Genomic DNA, 14,609 nt, shown 5'->3' with positions numbered 1-14,609 from the left:
ACTGTGGATTACACGCTAGATGCCAGGTTTTGTCCTTATCTGCTTGCTCGACACCGACAGTGGAGGCACGCGTGACCGAAGATCTGACTCAGCTCGAAATCCTCACGGCCCTCGAACCTGTGGCCGAACAGAACCTCAACCGGCACCTTTCCATCGCCAAGGACTGGAATCCGCACGATTACGTCCCGTGGGAGGAAGGCCGCAATTTCGCCGCGATGGGCGGAACCGATTGGGAGCCATCACAATCCAGGCTCACCGATGTCGCCAAGGCGGCGATGATCACCAATCTGCTCACCGAGGACAACCTGCCGTCCTACCACCGCGAGATCGCCGAGAACTTCTCCCTCGACGGCGCGTGGGGCACCTGGGTGGGCCGCTGGACCGCCGAGGAGAACCGCCACGGCATCGTGATCCGCGACTACCTCGTCGTCACCCGCGGCGTCGACCCGGTGGCGCTGGAGGAAGCGCGGATGGTCCACATGACCCAGGGCGCGCACGCACCGGCGAACTGGGGTGGATTCCTGGTGAACGTCGCGTATGTGACGTTCCAGGAGCTGGCCACCCGGGTGAGCCACCGCAATACCGGTCGCGTGTGCGACGACCCGATCGCCGACAAGATGCTGGCCCGCGTCGCCACCGACGAGAACCTGCACATGATCTTCTACCGCAACCTGTGCGCGGCGGCCCTCGACCTGGCTCCCGACCAGGCGATGCCCGCGATCACCAAGGTGCTCACCAATTTCCAGATGCCGGGCGCGGGCATGCCCAACTGGCGGCGCAACGGCGTGCTGATGGCCAAGCACGGAATCTACGACCTGCGCCAGCACCTCGACGAGGTGGTACGCCCGGTGCTCAAGCAGTGGAACGTCTTCGACCGCAACGACTTCGGTGCGCGTGGTGAGGCAGCGCGCGATGAACTCGCGCTGTTCATCGACAAGCTGGAGAAGGACGTGCTGCGGTTCGAGGAGCAGCGCGACCGGCTGCTGGCGCGCGAGCGCGAGGTGGCCGAGCGCGCGACCGCGGGTGCGGGCGCACACTGATCCGTCTCGGCGACGGGCCCGGCTGCGGGCCCGTCGTCAGTACTGTCCGCGCAGGTGGGAAACGTCGCCGGCCGACACCGCCCGCTCACCGATGAGCAGCCGCCCGGTGTCGTCGACATCGCTCGCCACCCCGGTGAGCACCGTCCCGCCGGGGAGTTCGGCTCGCACTTCCATGCCGATGGTGGCGCACCGCTCACGGTATTCGGCCACCAGATCGACGGTGTCCCAGCCCGACCGCTCCCACGCGGTGAAGCGGCGCGAGAACTCGGCCAGGATCGCCGCGACCAGCGCGGTGCGGTCGACGTTCTGCGCACCGGCCAAGCTCAGCGAAGTCGCGTGGGCGACAGGCAGTTCCGATTCGGCGAGGTCGACGTTCATCCCGATGCCGACCACCACCGCGGGCGCGATTCCGGTCGCGGCGACCTCGGCCAGGATGCCCGCGAGTTTGCGGCCGTCGAGCAGGACATCGTTGGGCCATTTCAATTCCGGTGCGACACCGGCCGTGCCGCGCAGCGCGTCGACCACCGCGATGCCGGTGAGCAACGGCAACCAGCCGAGCGCGGCGGGATCGATGCCGGGCAGGCGCACCAGGATCGACAACGAGATCTGCGCCCGGGGCGGACTCACCCACGCGCGGGCATGTCTGCCGCGACCGCTCACCTGTTCCTCGGCGAGCAGAGCCTGACGGTCGGCGGACGGGTCGGCGGCGCGAGCGACCAGGTCGGCGTTGGTCGATCCGGTCGATTCGACTACATCGATCCGGTCGTAGAACGACAGTCCCTGCGAGCTGCGCAGACGCGGTACATCGATGGGTGGCCTGTTCATTCTCGGCACGTTACTGGAGTTCTCTGTGAACGATCATGACCGTACCGAAATGGCGCTGTGGGCGTAGCCCATCCTCAGACTGCGCATGGCCGGAGCGAATGCGGAGGTACGCCTAGCTGGGGTTTCTCTACTGGCCGGTAAGCGAGACTGCCGTGGTGCGCGGAGGTGTCACTCGTTACACTCGCAACCCATGACGAGTGTCCAGCAGCAGCCCGCATCGGAATCGGCGGGCGCCCCCGATATCCACACCACCGCCGGGAAGCTGGCTGATCTGCGGAATCGGCTGGAAGAAGCGCAACACCCGATGGGTGAGGCCGCGGTCGACAAGGTGCACGCCAAGGGCAAGATGACCGCGCGCGAGCGCATCCTCGCCCTGGTCGACGAAGGCTCCTTCGTCGAACTCGATGCCCTCGCCAAGCACCGCAGCGTGAATTTCGGCCTCGAGCACAACCGCCCGCTCGGCGACGGCGTCGTCACCGGCTACGGCACCATCGACGGCCGCGACGTGTGCATCTTCTCCCAGGACGTCACCGTGTTCGGTGGCTCCCTCGGCGAGGTCTACGGCGAGAAGATCGTCAAGGTGATGGACCTGGCGATCAAGACCGGCCGTCCGCTGGTCGGCATCAACGAGGGCGCGGGCGCGCGCATCCAGGAGGGCGTCGTCTCCCTCGGCCTCTACGGCGAGATCTTCCACCGCAACGTGCAGGCCTCCGGCGTGATCCCGCAGATCTCGCTGATCATGGGCGCCGCCGCCGGTGGTCACGTGTACTCCCCCGCGCTCACCGACTTCGTGGTGATGGTCGATCAGACCTCCCAGATGTTCGTCACCGGGCCCGACGTGATCAAGACCGTCACCGGTGAAGAGGTCTCGATGGAGGACCTGGGTGGCGCGCACACCCACATGGTGAAGTCTGGTGTGGCCCACTACGTCGCCTCCGGCGAGCAGGACGCCCTCGACTACGTCAAGGACCTGCTGAGCTACCTGCCGAGCAACAACCGCGCCGAGTCCCCGCGCCACGCGCCCACCGACCCGATCAACGGGGCGATCGAAGATTCGCTGACCGACGAGGACATCGAGCTCGACACGATCATCCCGGACTCGCCGAACCAGCCCTACGACATGCACGAGGTCATCCGTCGTCTGCTCGACGACGACGAGTTCCTCGAGGTCCAGGCCGAGCGCGCGATGAACATCATCTGTGGCTTCGGCCGGGTGGACGGGCGCAGCGTCGGCATCGTCGCCAACCAGCCGACCCAGTTCGCCGGCTGCCTCGACATCGACGCCTCGGAGAAGGCCGCGCGCTTCGTGCGCACCTGCGACGCCTTCAACATCCCGATCATCACCCTGGTCGACGTGCCCGGCTTCCTGCCCGGCACCGGCCAGGAATACAACGGCATCATCCGCCGTGGCGCGAAGCTGCTCTACGCCTACGGTGAGGCCACTGTGGGCAAGATCACGATCATCACTCGCAAGGCTTACGGCGGCGCCTACGACGTCATGGGTTCCAAGCACATGGGTGCCGATGTGAACCTGGCATGGCCCACCGCCCAGATCGCCGTGATGGGTGCCTCCGGCGCCGTCGGATTCGTCTACCGCAAGCAGCTGCTCGAAGCCGCCAAGAACGGCGACGACGTCGATGCGCTGCGCCTCGAGCTGCAAAACGAGTACGAGGACACTCTCGTGAACCCGTACGTCGCCGCCGAGCGCGGTTACGTGGACGCGGTCATCCCGCCCTCGCACACCCGTGGCCAGATCGTATCGGCGCTGCGGCTCCTCGAGCGCAAAATGGTGACCATGCCGCCGAAGAAACACGGCAACATTCCGCTCTGAAAACGCGATATCCCGGATAGGCCGCGCACACTTGTTGTGGAACACAACTATTGATCGGCGCGGCCGCACCGGGAATGATCGCGGCAACCGCGCTGTGAAGCGAAGTAAGTGCAGGAAGGATCTGGCACTGTGACAACTGTGGCAGAAGAAGACGTGTTGACAGTCGCCGAGCTCGAGCTCGTCGTCGAACCGCTCGTCGAAGAGGTCGAACTGCCGGCGGGCACGGTGGCGCAAGCCCCCGTCGATGCCGCGGGGGAACCGCTGTTCCGCATTCTCAAGGGTTCGCCCACCGATCAGGACATCGCGGCGCTGGTCGCCGTCCTGAGCGCGGCGGCCGCCAGCGCACCCGTCGGCGGATCGAACGAACCGGCCGACGCGTGGGGCACATCGACGATGATGCATCGGGGCACCAACCCGTTCTCGCCGTACGTGTACCCGATGCTGTCGCACCTGCGCTGAGGTGACCGAAGCTGGTGCGGCGGTGACCGAAGCTGGTGCGGCGGTCACCGGAGCTGATGCTGTGGTGACCAGGCTGGTTCTGGCGTCGGCCTCGCCTGCCCGGCTCGGGATCCTGCGCACCGCGGGCATCGATCCCGTGGTGCGGGTCTCGGGCGTAGACGAGGACGCGGTGTCGGCGGCACTGCCCGCCGGTACCTCCTCGCACGATGTCGTCGTCGCCCTGGCTCGCGCCAAGGCGGCCGACGTAGCCGCGTCGATTCCCGAATTCGGCGCCGACTGTGTCGTCGTCGGCTGCGATTCGATGCTGCTCGTCGACGGGCAGCTCCAAGGCAAACCGCACACCCCAGAGGTGGCGCGCGAGCGCTGGGCCACGATGGCGGGCCGCAGCGCGGATCTGATCACCGGGCACTGCGTGTTGCGGCTGCGTGACGGCGAGATCGTCGCCGAGTCGGCCGAATGCAGCAGCACCACGGTGCATTTCGCGAAGCCGACGCCGGATGAGCTCGATACCTATATCGCGTCGGGTGAGCCGCTGAAGGTCGCCGGCGCGTTCACCCTGGACGGGCTGGGCGGCTGGTTCGTCGACCGGATCGAAGGCGATCCGTCCAGCGTCATCGGGATCGGATTACCGCTGTTGCGCCGACTGCTCGAAGACGTCGGCGTCGGTGTCACGCAACTGTGGCGGGACCCGCGGGACTGACGGCGCGACCACGTGCTGATCCCCCGGCTCCACGGCCGGGGTGCGGTCGGGCGCGGTCATCGTCAGATCGAGCCGGGCCGTACACAGCTCGGGCTCGACGAAGGGGTGCAGCTGCACGTCCACCCGGCCACGGGCGCCGTTGCGTTCGAGCACCTCCCGCATGAGGCCCATGTGCACACCGCACACCACCTCGGCGTGTGAGCGGGCCAGTTCCCGCAGCGGGCAGGCCGTCAGGTTGATCTGGACGTGCTCCGAGGTCTCACCGGCGGGTTCCTTCTCGGGTGCGAACCCGAGCTCCGACATCAGCGACATGGTGATGTCCCTGGCGTCGGCGAGGGTTTCCACCGGCTGGGTACCGATGTCCATCCGGGCACCCCAGGCGCGACCAGCGGCGACGGCGGCGGCGGAACGGGCGACCGGGTCGGGACCGAGATGGTCGGCCAGTACCTGCGCGAGCTCCTGATATCCCACCGAGCGCTGCACCGCGCGATAGCCGATGCGCGGGCGGCCGCGGCCGCGTGGCGGTTGCTGGAACTGACGAACCAGCGATTCACGGGTGAGGACGTCGAGGTGGAATCGGACGGTGGTGACGTGCTGTCCGGTGATGCGGGCCAGTTCCTGGGCATCGAGGGGCTCGGTGGCGCCACGTAGGATCGCGAGCAGTCGCCGTCGCGGCCAAGAATCGGACATAGCTCACCCCTCCTCTCCAGAGACTTTATCGGACATCCGTGCGCTTTATTCGCCCATTGTGTCGATTCGTGATGTGCCACCACACACTTACCATCGGCTGCGACCACACAGTGGTCGCACCCACCCAACTCGCGTGAAGGACCACAACGTGCCCGTCGCCCCGGATCCGCACCCCGCCTTCGGTTCCTACGCAGTCCCGCATCGATTGGTAACCACAGAATGGCTGTCCGCAAACATCGGCGTGCGTGGTTTACGAATCATCGAGTCCAACGATGACATCCTGCTCTACGACATCGGCCATGTTCCAGGCGCGGTCAAGATCGACTGGCGCGGCGACCTGAGCGACCCCGTGACCCGCGATTATGTCGACGGCAGGCACTTCACCGAGCTGATGCGCGCCAAGGGTATCGAGCGCGACGACACGATCGTGATCTACGGCGACCGCGGCAACGCCCAGGCCGCGCACACCGCCTGGATCTTCACCCTGTTCGGCCACGAGGACGTACGCCTGCTCGACGGCGGCCGCGACGCCTGGATCTCCGAGGAGCGCGACACCACGTTCGACCAGCCCTACCCCACGCCCAGCGACTACCCCGAGGTCACGCGCGACGACACGACCGCCCGCGCGTTCCGCGAGGACGTACTCGCCAGACTCGGCAAACCCCTCCTCGATGTGCGCTCGGCGCAGGAGTACTCCGGCGAACTCGAGGACAAGCCGCTCAACCAGGAGTACGCCGCCCTGCGTGGCGGGCACGTGCCGACGGCAGTGAACATCCCGTGGACCGAGGCCGCCACGAACGACGGCCGCTTCCGCTCACGCGCCGACCTGGACGAGGTCTACGGCGCGCTTCCCGCCGACGACCTGGTCGTGTACAGCCGGGTGGGCGAGCGGTCCAGCCACACCTGGTTCGTCCTAACATTCCTGCTCGGCCGCAGGTCGGTGCGTAATTACGACGGATCGTGGATCGAATGGGGCAACTCGGTGCGGGTACCGATCGTGACGGGCACCGAACCAGGTGTCGCGAATCGGATCATTTGAAACATGTTCACATCACTGGACGCCGCGTAGTGTGACCTGCGACCTACTCGACAGTAGGGCTAGCCGAGTTCGAGCAGGGTTGGCACACTGCCTACACTCGCCCGAGACGAAAGTTGTCGATACCGGGCACGGGGCCTAACCGGCGACCCGTTCCCCGACGCGACCAAAGATTGCACACAGGAGGCTCAGTGCCCAGCCATGCCAGCGCACGGATCACGAAGGTACTCGTAGCTAACCGCGGCGAGATCGCGGTTCGCGTGATCCGGGCTGCCAAGGACGCGGGAATCACCAGCGTCGCGGTGTACGCCGAGCCCGATGCCGACGCTCCCTTCGTGAAGCTCGCCGACGAGGCGTTCGCCCTCGGCGGTCAGACCTCTGCCGAGTCGTACCTCGTGTTCGACAAGATCCTCGACGCCGCGGCCAAGTCCGGCGCCGACGCGATCCACCCCGGTTACGGTTTCCTCTCCGAGAACGCCGACTTCGCCCAGGCCGTCATCGACGCCGGGCTGATCTGGATCGGCCCGTCGCCGCAGTCCATCCGCGACCTCGGTGACAAGGTCACCGCGCGCCACATCGCCGAGAAGGCGAAGGCGCCGATGGCCGCGGGCACCAAGGACCCGGTCAAGAACGCCGACGAGGTCGTCGCGTTCGCCAAGGAATACGGCGTCCCGGTGGCCATCAAGGCCGCTTTCGGTGGCGGTGGCCGCGGCATGAAGGTCGCCCACACCATCGAGGAGATCCCCGAGCTGTTCGAGTCGGCGACCCGTGAGGCCATCGCCGCCTTCGGTCGCGGCGAGTGCTTCGTCGAGCAGTACCTCGACAAGGCCCGCCACGTCGAGGCGCAGGTCATCGCCGACCAGCACGGCAACGTGGTCGTCGCCGGTACCCGTGACTGCTCGCTGCAGCGCCGGTTCCAGAAGCTCGTCGAGGAGGCGCCCGCGCCGTTCCTGTCCGACAAGGTGCGCGCCGCGATCCACGAGTCGGCCAAGCGCATCTGCCGCGAGGCGGGCTACTACGGTGCGGGCACCGTGGAGTACCTGGTGCAGGGCGAGACCGTGTCCTTCCTCGAGGTGAACACCCGCCTGCAGGTGGAGCACCCGGTCACCGAGGAGACCGCGGGCATCGACCTGGTGCGTCAGCAGTTCGCGATCGCCAACGGCGACGAACTGTCGATCAAGGAAGACCCCACCCCGCGTGGCCACTCGTTCGAGTTCCGGATCAACGGTGAGGACGCCGGTCGTGGCTTCCTGCCCGCTCCCGGCCCGGTGAACGTCTACCGTGAGCCCTCGGGCCCCGGTGTGCGCGTCGACTCCGGTGTGGTCCAGGGCAGTGTCATCGGTGGTCAGTTCGACTCGATGCTGGCCAAGCTGATCGTCACCGGCGAGAACCGTGAGCAGGCGCTGCAGCGTGCCCGCCGCGCACTGGCCGAGTTCGACGTCGAGGGCCTGGCGACGGTGATCCCGTTCCACCGCGCGGTGATCGAGGACCCTGCGTTCATCGGCGACGGTGAGAAGTTCGACGTCTACACCAAGTGGATCGAGAACGAGTGGAAGAACACCGTCGAGCCGTACACCGCCGGCGGCGCGGCCGACGATGACGACGACGATCTGCCCCGGCAGAAGGTTGTCGTCGAGGTCGGTGGACGTCGCGTCGAGGTGTCGCTGCCCGGTCAGTTCACCCTCGGTGGCGGTGCGGCCGGTTCGGCCGGCAACGGTGTGGTGCGCAAGAAGCCGAAGGCGCGCAAGCGTGGCGGCGCCGGTGCGGGCGCCGCGTCGGGTGACGCGGTCACCGCGCCGATGCAGGGCACCGTCGTGAAGGTCGCGGTCGAAGAGGGCCAGACCGTCGAGGCGGGTGACCTGATCGTGGTGCTCGAGGCCATGAAGATGGAGAACCCGGTCAACGCGCACAAGGCCGGTGTCGTCACCGGGCTCGCCGTCGCGGCGGGTGCGGCGATCACCCAGGGCACGGTCCTGGCGGAGATCAAGTAGGTAACAGCTGTACACAACGGGCGTCGGTCTCCACGGACCGGCGTCCGTTGTCGTTCGTCGAGCGGCCCGAGGAACTGAGCTGACGGATTACCGCCCGGCAGCGTGAGACGAATCAGTGAACGGGCGCGGAACCGAGCTGACGGATTCCCGTCCGGGCAGCGGGGAGACGGATCGGTGAACGGGCGCGGAAGATCATGCGTCTCGCCCGGCTGAGCGACCGGCTTCTGTCGTATCGTGGATCGGGTGACCAGTACTGCGCACACCGATCTGGACCCGCTCTCGACGCCGGGTTCGGCAACGGTGGCCGAGGTCATCCAGGCTCGCCGGGAAACCGGTAGCCGCACCGACGGCAATCGTCTCGCGCTGGTGATCGAGGGCGGTGGCAGCCGCGGTGTGTATTCCAGCGGCATGGTGCAGGCGCTCGAGGAGCTGGGTCTGGCGAAGGTGTTCGACGCCGTGTACGGCACGTCGGCCGGGGCGATCAACGGCGCCTGGTTGCTGTGCGGGCGCGCGGCGACGGGGATGCGTTCGTGGACCGATCCGGCGATCATGCGCCGCGTGGTCGATCCGGTACGCATCTTCCGCGGTCGCCCCGTCTTCGATCTGCACTATCTCGTGCATCGCGTGTACGACGGCATCGAACCGATGGACTTCCCCGCGATTCTGGCGAACCCCACCACCTTCCACCCCATCGCGACCGATATCCGCACCGGGCAGTCGGTGGACCTCGGGCCCTACATCACCGACAAACAGAGCCTCATGACGGCGCTACGGGCCTCTGCGGGCCTTCCCCTGCTGGCGGGACCACCGGTCGCCCTCGCGGGTGGCAGCTATTTCGACGGCGGCCTCACCGAAACCGTCCCGATCCGCACCGCCGTGGCCGCGGGCACCACCCACGCCCTGGTCCTGCGCACCCGCCGGACCGATGAGGTCCGCCCGCCCGCGCCGCTGCTGCATCGGGTGGTCGGCGGCGGGTACATGCGTGCCATCGCCCCCGGTGCGTTCCGGGCGTGGAACAAGCGGCCGGGTCAGCAGGCGATGGAGGACAGCTACCTCGACGGCCTCGGCGACCACGTCCTCCAGATCCACCCACCCGCCGGTTCCCCGGCCATCGACAGCGCGGCCCGCGACACCGACCTGCTCACCCGCGCCCTCGACATCGGCCGCACGGCCGTTCATTCCCTGCTCGGTGGCGGCACCCTCCGCACGGCATGACCCGGCGGCCGAACCACTAGGCTGCTCGCGTGGAACCGATCGAGATCAACGCAGGGTCCTGGTATCTGCGCGCGCTGCGCGCCGACGAGCGCATCGACGACCGACCCGCGCTGGCCGACGGCGGCATCACCGATCCCGGCTACGTGGCCACCCGGTCGGCGCAGTGGGCGGATGAGTCGCACTTCTCCTGGGCGGTCTGCGTTCCGACGACGGCCGAGATGGTCGCCGAGATCGGTGTGACGCCCGGCCCCGACGCCACCGCGGCGGTGACCGGCTGGGCTCGTCCCGGCGAGGACGAGGCACTGGCCGCCGGCCTGGCCTCGGTCCACCGCTTCGTCACGGGCGCGCTCGGACTGACCGCCGTGTCCGCCTGATCACTGCGCCGCATCTGCCGACCGGGTCCTGCGATCACGGACGAGTGAAGACGGAAGTGGGCCGACGGCAATCGTGCCGGCGGCCCAGCCCGGAAATCCGGTGAGTTACCGGCGTTCTCGCGTGAGCACCGCGTCGAGGGCGTCGACGGCCTGACTCAGCTCGTCCTCGGTGACAGTCAGCGGCGGACGGAAACGGATGCCGCGCTCTCCTGTGCCGAGCAGCAGCACATGCTCACGTTCGCGCAGTTCCGTCACCACCCGATCGCGCAGCTCCGGCGTCGCCAGCGTCACCGCGCACATCAGCCCACGGCCACGCGCCTCACTGACCATGTCCGGGTGCGCGACGGCCAGTGTGCCGAGCCGGTCGAGCAGGAACGCGCCGAGCGGTTCCACACCCTCGATCAGCCGATCCCGTTCCAGCACTTCGAGAATGCGCCGGGTGCGCACCATGTCGGTGAGGTTGCCACCCCAGGTGGAGTTGAGCCGTGAGCTCACCCGGAAGACATTGTCGACCACCTCGTCGACCCGGCCGCCCGCCATGATTCCGCAGATCTGGGTCTTCTTGCCGAAGGCCACCACATCGGGCGCGACATCCAATTGCTGGAAGGCCCAGGTGGTTCCGGTCAGGCCGACGCCGGTCTGCACCTCGTCGAGGATGAACAGCGCGTCGTTGGCGTGACACAGCCGCTGCATGGCGGCGAGGAATTCCGGCCGCAGATGACGGTCACCGCCTTCGCCCTGGATCGGTTCGGCGATGAAGCAGGCGATGTCGTGCGGGTTGTCGGCGAAGGCCTGTTCGGCCTGGGCCAGCGCCCGCGCTTCGAGGGCTGCGATGTCGGCACCCGCGAAAGTGTGCGGTGTGTCGATGCGCGGCCAATCGAATTTCGGGAATCGCGCGGTCTTGACCGGGTCGGTATTGGTGAGCGACAACGTATAACCGCTGCGCCCGTGGAAGGCGCCGGTCAGGTGCAACACCTTGGTACCGAGTTCCGGTGCGCGGCCGTGCGATTCGTTGAGCCTGCTCTTCCAGTCGAAAGCGACTTTCAGCGCGTTCTCCACCGCGAGCGCGCCACCGTCGACGAAGAACAGGTGCGGCAAGCGCGGATCACCGAGCACGCGAGCGAAGGTGTCGACGAAGCGTGCCATCTCGACGGTATAGATATCGGAGTTGCTCGGCTTGTTCAGTGCGGCGTTGGCCAGCTCGGCGAGAAAGCCCTCGTCGCCGGCCAGCGCGGGATGGTTCATCCCCAGTGCGTTGGAGGCGAAGAAGCCGAACATGTCGAGATAGCTGGTGCCGTCACGTTCGTCGACGAGCGTGCGACCGTGCGATTCGTGTAGGTCGAGCACAAGCTCGAAACCGTCCGCGAGGATGTGCGAGGACAGGATCTCGTGGACCCGGTCGGCGGGGATGACCGCCGCGCCAGGGCGCTCCAGTTCGATGGTCATGAAACCGACGATACGCAAATATTTACGGAAGTTCTACGGAATCACGAATCAAATTACGGAAGATCACTACCTGTCATAGAATGTCTGCAGGATGATGGTGCTGCGGGTGTGCACGTTGGCCGTGGCCCTGATCTCCTGCAGCAGATGTTCCAGATGCCGAGGCGAGGCCACCCGCACCAGCAGGACGTAGCTCTCCTCGCCCGCCACCGAGTGGCACCCCTCGATGCCGGGGATGTGCTGCAGTAGGGCGGGCGCGTCATCGGGCTGGGACGGGTCGAGAGGAGTGATCGCGACGAACGCCGACAACAAGTGCCCGAGCGCTTCGGGGTCCACCTGCGCCGCGTATCCGCGGATCACGCCGCGCGCTTCGAGCCTGCGCACGCGCGATTGCACCGCGGAGACCGAGAGACTGGCCTTCTCCGCCAGATTCGACAATGTGGCGCGGCCGTCTGCCATCAGTTCTTTGATCAATAGTCGATCGATGTCATCGAGCTGGGGTCGAGCCGGTGTATCCGCCATCAGCGAAGGCTAACGCAGCGTGGGGCTCGCGCGGGGAAAACTTCTTTCCGTTCCCCACCGAATTCTCCCGAACTTTTCCGTGAGTCGTACCAAACAGCAGAAGGTGAGCAGAGTACCGATGACGCAGACCGTGAACTTCTCCGAGCAGCTCTCCCTGCGAGCCAGGGCGCTACTGCACGGCCTCGGCGCCGCTGCGCCGGAGCCCGGCCCGCTGCTGGCGCGCACGCCGATCTCCGGCGGTGTCCTGTTGCCGCTGGCCGTCGACGCCCCCGCCGACGTGGATGCCGCGATCGGCCGCGCCGCAACCGCATTCGAAGCGTGGCGCACGGTCCCCGCGCCGGTGCGGGCGGGCCTGGTGCGCAGGCTGGCCCAGTTGCTGGTGGCCCATCAGGACGAGCTGGCGGAGCTGGTGACCCTGGAGGCGGGCAAGATCGGCCCCGAGGCGCTGGGCGAAGTGCAGGAGATGATCGACGTCTGCGAGTTCGCGATCGGGCTCTCGCGCCAGCTCTACGGCGCCACCATGCCTTCCGAACGTCCCGGCCATCGGCTCATGGAGACATGGCATCCGCTCGGCGTCGTCGGGGTGATCTCGGCGTTCAATTTCCCTGTCGCGGTGTGGGCTTGGAATACCGCGATCGCCCTGGTGTGCGGCGACACGGTGGTCTGGAAGCCGTCGGAGACCACGCCGTTGACGGCGCTGGCCTGCCACACGCTGCTGCGTCGCGCGGCGGTCGACGTGGGCGCGGATCCCGAAGTGCACCAGCTGATCCAAGGGGACGCGACCGTCGGCTCGGCGTTGGTCGACGACGGCCGGGTCGCCCTGGTGAGCGCCACGGGCTCGGTGCGGATGGGCGCCACCGTCGCCCCGCGGGTGGCCGGGCGTTTCGGTCGATGCCTGCTCGAGCTGGGTGGCAACAACGCCGCGATCGTCGCGCCGAGTGCCGATCTGGAGCTGGCGGTGCGTGGCATCGTCTTCGCGGCGGCGGGGACAGCGGGCCAGCGGTGCACCAGCCTGCGACGGTTGATCGCGCATCGTTCGATCGCCGACCAGCTGGTCGAACGGCTGGCCGCGGCGTACAGCCAACTGCCCGTGGGTAATCCACTCGACGACGGCGTCCTGGTCGGGCCGCTGATCAACGAGCGCGCCTTCGCCGGGATGCAGAAGGCGCTGGTCGGATCGGTGGCCGAGGGCGGCGACATCATCTGCGGCGGTGAGCGAGTCGAGACGCTCGGACCCGACGCCTACTACGTGCGGCCCGCCCTCGTCCGCATGCCCGCGCAGACCGAGCTCGTGCGCGAGGAAACCTTCGCGCCGATTCTGTACGTGCTGACCTACGACGAACTCGACGAAGCCATCGCCTTGAACAACGATGTGACCCAGGGACTTTCCTCGTCGATCTTCACCCTCGACCAGCGCGAGGCCGAACAGTTCCTCGCCGGTTCCGACTGCGGCATCGCCAATGTCAACATCGGGACATCGGGCGCGGAGATCGGCGGTGCCTTCGGCGGGGAGAAGAACACCGGCGGCGGCCGGGAGTCGGGCTCCGACTCCTGGAAGGCCTACATGCGCCGGGCCACCAACACCGTCAACTACTCCACCGAACTCCCGCTCGCGCAAGGCATCCATTTCGGCTGATCAGGCAGGCGATTTCGCCTTCCGACCCACCCCGTGTAAAGTGGTATTTGCAACGCGGGATGGAGCAGCTCGGTAGCTCGCTGGGCTCATAACCCAGAGGTCGCAGGTTCAAATCCTGTTCCCGCTACTACGAAGAAGGCCCCGGAGTTTCGACTCCGGGGCCTTCTTCGTTATCCGTTGCCGAGTCGCAGGGTCCAGTTCCCCCGATAGTGCAGCCGGGTGACGCTCGCGGGCGGAACATCCATGCGCCAGAACGACTTCGCCGGTGCGTCGAGCACCACCAGCAGCGCGGCGCGCACCACGGCCGGGTGCGTCACCGCCACGGTGTTACGACCCGACGAGGCGATCTCGGCCAGCCAGAAGCGCACCCGCTCGACCAGATCGGTGATGGATTCCCCACCGTGCCCACGGAATTCGGGATCGGTTAGCCAGGCGAACAACTGGTCCTGAGCGAGTTTGCCCATCTCACTGCCCCGCCACGACCCGGCATCGAGGTCCCGTAATCGCACGTCCTGTTCGCCGACCAAGCCCAATTCTTCCGCCGTCTCGCGAGCCCGCCGCTCCGGTCCTGTCCGCACCAACGCTTCATCGAGCGGCACGCAGGCACGCACAGCGGCCCGCCCCGACTCGTCGAGGGGTTCATCGACAGGAAATCGCGCCTTACGTACCGCCTCGGTAAGGCCATGGCCGACAAGGTCGACTCTCAGCACCGTTTGCACGAGAGTCGAGGGTAGCGACGAATGCGATCCACGCCACAACCCGGGCCGGGCGCCTCCCCGGTCATCGGCGTGTTCGCGCTGGTCGGGGCGCATGATGACGACGAAGTTGTCGGTGGGTCGGTGCACAC

Annotated in this window: 14 protein-coding genes and 1 tRNA gene; 10 read left to right on the top strand and 5 right to left on the bottom strand. The window is 67.3% G+C overall.

The window, feature by feature from the left end; all coding sequences use genetic code 11:
• The first annotated feature begins 71 nt into the window (after nucleotides 1–71).
• Nucleotides 72–1,040, top strand: a complete 969-nt coding sequence (locus ACFULV_RS29385) for an acyl-ACP desaturase (protein ID WP_378662292.1) — start codon at nucleotides 72–74, stop codon at nucleotides 1,038–1,040.
• 36 nt (nucleotides 1,041–1,076) lie between these two features.
• Here ACFULV_RS29385 and ACFULV_RS29380 read toward each other — a convergent pair whose 3' ends face one another.
• Entirely contained in the window at nucleotides 1,077–1,865 is a 789-nt protein-coding gene (locus tag ACFULV_RS29380) for a biotin--[acetyl-CoA-carboxylase] ligase (protein WP_378662289.1), read from the bottom strand.
• A gap of 190 nt (nucleotides 1,866–2,055) precedes the next feature.
• Between ACFULV_RS29380 and ACFULV_RS29375 the strand changes: the two genes are divergently transcribed.
• From ACFULV_RS29375 to ACFULV_RS29365, 3 genes are all read left to right on the top strand, one after another.
• Nucleotides 2,056–3,696, top strand: coding sequence for an acyl-CoA carboxylase subunit beta (locus ACFULV_RS29375; RefSeq protein ID WP_378662287.1), 1,641 nt, complete (start codon nucleotides 2,056–2,058; stop codon nucleotides 3,694–3,696).
• Nucleotides 3,697–3,825: 129 nt separating this feature from the next.
• Nucleotides 3,826–4,155 (top strand): acyl-CoA carboxylase epsilon subunit, encoded by a 330-nt coding sequence (locus tag ACFULV_RS29370; protein ID WP_378662284.1) that lies wholly within the window; start codon nucleotides 3,826–3,828, stop codon nucleotides 4,153–4,155.
• Between the two features lie 64 nt (nucleotides 4,156–4,219).
• Nucleotides 4,220–4,855, top strand: a complete 636-nt coding sequence (locus ACFULV_RS29365; protein WP_378662369.1) for a nucleoside triphosphate pyrophosphatase — start codon at nucleotides 4,220–4,222, stop codon at nucleotides 4,853–4,855.
• On the opposite strand, the gene ACFULV_RS29360 is transcribed toward ACFULV_RS29365, so the two are convergent.
• A complete protein-coding gene (locus ACFULV_RS29360; RefSeq protein ID WP_378635579.1) occupies nucleotides 4,781–5,545 on the bottom strand; it encodes a helix-turn-helix transcriptional regulator in 765 nt (254 codons plus the stop codon). The genes ACFULV_RS29365 and ACFULV_RS29360 overlap by 75 nt on opposite strands.
• A 148-nt stretch (nucleotides 5,546–5,693) precedes the next feature.
• Between ACFULV_RS29360 and ACFULV_RS29355 the strand changes: the two genes are divergently transcribed.
• The 4 genes from ACFULV_RS29355 to ACFULV_RS29340 all read left to right on the top strand — a co-directional run bounded on the left by ACFULV_RS29355 (nucleotide 5,694) and on the right by ACFULV_RS29340 (nucleotide 10,161).
• Nucleotides 5,694–6,584, top strand: coding sequence for a sulfurtransferase (locus ACFULV_RS29355; RefSeq protein ID WP_378662366.1), 891 nt, complete (start codon nucleotides 5,694–5,696; stop codon nucleotides 6,582–6,584).
• Nucleotides 6,585–6,772: 188 nt separating this feature from the next.
• Nucleotides 6,773–8,572: an acetyl/propionyl/methylcrotonyl-CoA carboxylase subunit alpha gene (locus ACFULV_RS29350; RefSeq protein WP_378662281.1), complete on the top strand. Its 1,800-nt coding sequence runs from the start codon at nucleotides 6,773–6,775 to the stop codon at nucleotides 8,570–8,572.
• A 243-nt stretch (nucleotides 8,573–8,815) separates the two neighbouring features.
• Nucleotides 8,816–9,787, top strand: coding sequence for a patatin family protein (locus ACFULV_RS29345; protein ID WP_378635574.1), 972 nt, complete (start codon nucleotides 8,816–8,818; stop codon nucleotides 9,785–9,787).
• Nucleotides 9,788–9,816: 29 nt separating this feature from the next.
• Nucleotides 9,817–10,161: a hypothetical protein gene (locus tag ACFULV_RS29340; RefSeq protein WP_378635571.1), complete on the top strand. Its 345-nt coding sequence runs from the start codon at nucleotides 9,817–9,819 to the stop codon at nucleotides 10,159–10,161.
• Between the two features lie 105 nt (nucleotides 10,162–10,266).
• Here the strand turns inward: ACFULV_RS29340 and lat are convergent, their stop codons facing one another.
• Together lat and ACFULV_RS29330 are read right to left on the bottom strand one after the other, a co-directional pair.
• Complete coding sequence (gene lat / locus ACFULV_RS29335; protein WP_378635569.1) at nucleotides 10,267–11,607, bottom strand: L-lysine 6-transaminase; 1,341 nt, start codon at nucleotides 11,605–11,607, stop codon at nucleotides 10,267–10,269.
• A 66-nt stretch (nucleotides 11,608–11,673) separates the two neighbouring features.
• Nucleotides 11,674–12,126, bottom strand: a complete 453-nt coding sequence (locus ACFULV_RS29330; protein WP_056818059.1) for an Lrp/AsnC family transcriptional regulator — start codon at nucleotides 12,124–12,126, stop codon at nucleotides 11,674–11,676.
• A 118-nt stretch (nucleotides 12,127–12,244) separates the two neighbouring features.
• Between ACFULV_RS29330 and ACFULV_RS29325 the strand changes: the two genes are divergently transcribed.
• On the top strand, nucleotides 12,245–13,762 hold the full coding sequence (locus ACFULV_RS29325; protein ID WP_378662279.1) for an aldehyde dehydrogenase family protein: 1,518 nt from the start codon (nucleotides 12,245–12,247) through the stop codon (nucleotides 13,760–13,762).
• Nucleotides 13,763–13,815: 53 nt separating this feature from the next.
• Nucleotides 13,816–13,889: transfer RNA gene (locus ACFULV_RS29320), tRNA-Met, on the top strand.
• Nucleotides 13,890–13,932: 43 nt separating this feature from the next.
• On the opposite strand, the gene ACFULV_RS29315 is transcribed toward ACFULV_RS29320, so the two are convergent.
• Nucleotides 13,933–14,607 carry a histidine phosphatase family protein gene (locus tag ACFULV_RS29315; protein ID WP_378662276.1) on the bottom strand — a complete coding sequence of 225 codons (675 nt, stop codon included), beginning with the start codon at nucleotides 14,605–14,607 and terminating at the stop codon, nucleotides 13,933–13,935.
• Nucleotides 14,608–14,609 lie beyond the last annotated feature (2 nt).

The sequence above is a fragment of the Nocardia sp. NPDC057272 genome, assembly GCF_042668615.1.
Taxonomy (GTDB): Bacteria; Actinomycetota; Actinomycetes; order Mycobacteriales; family Mycobacteriaceae; genus Nocardia.
The sequence above is the reverse complement of the archived record's forward strand: the minus strand, read 5'-3'. Positions and strand labels throughout refer to the sequence as shown.

Excerpts from the sequence above, each read along its gene's own strand:
- ACFULV_RS29380 (WP_378662289.1), bottom strand. The coding sequence starts at position 1,865 with ATGAACAGGCCACCCATCGATGTACCGCGTCTGCGCAGCTCGCAGGGA.
- ACFULV_RS29375 (WP_378662287.1), top strand. The coding sequence starts at position 2,056 with ATGACGAGTGTCCAGCAGCAGCCCGCATCGGAATCGGCGGGCGCCCCC.
- ACFULV_RS29360 (WP_378635579.1), bottom strand. The coding sequence starts at position 5,545 with ATGTCCGATTCTTGGCCGCGACGGCGACTGCTCGCGATCCTACGTGGC.
- lat (WP_378635569.1), bottom strand. The coding sequence starts at position 11,607 with ATGACCATCGAACTGGAGCGCCCTGGCGCGGCGGTCATCCCCGCCGAC.
- ACFULV_RS29330 (WP_056818059.1), bottom strand. The coding sequence starts at position 12,126 with ATGGCGGATACACCGGCTCGACCCCAGCTCGATGACATCGATCGACTA.
- ACFULV_RS29325 (WP_378662279.1), top strand. The coding sequence starts at position 12,245 with ATGACGCAGACCGTGAACTTCTCCGAGCAGCTCTCCCTGCGAGCCAGG.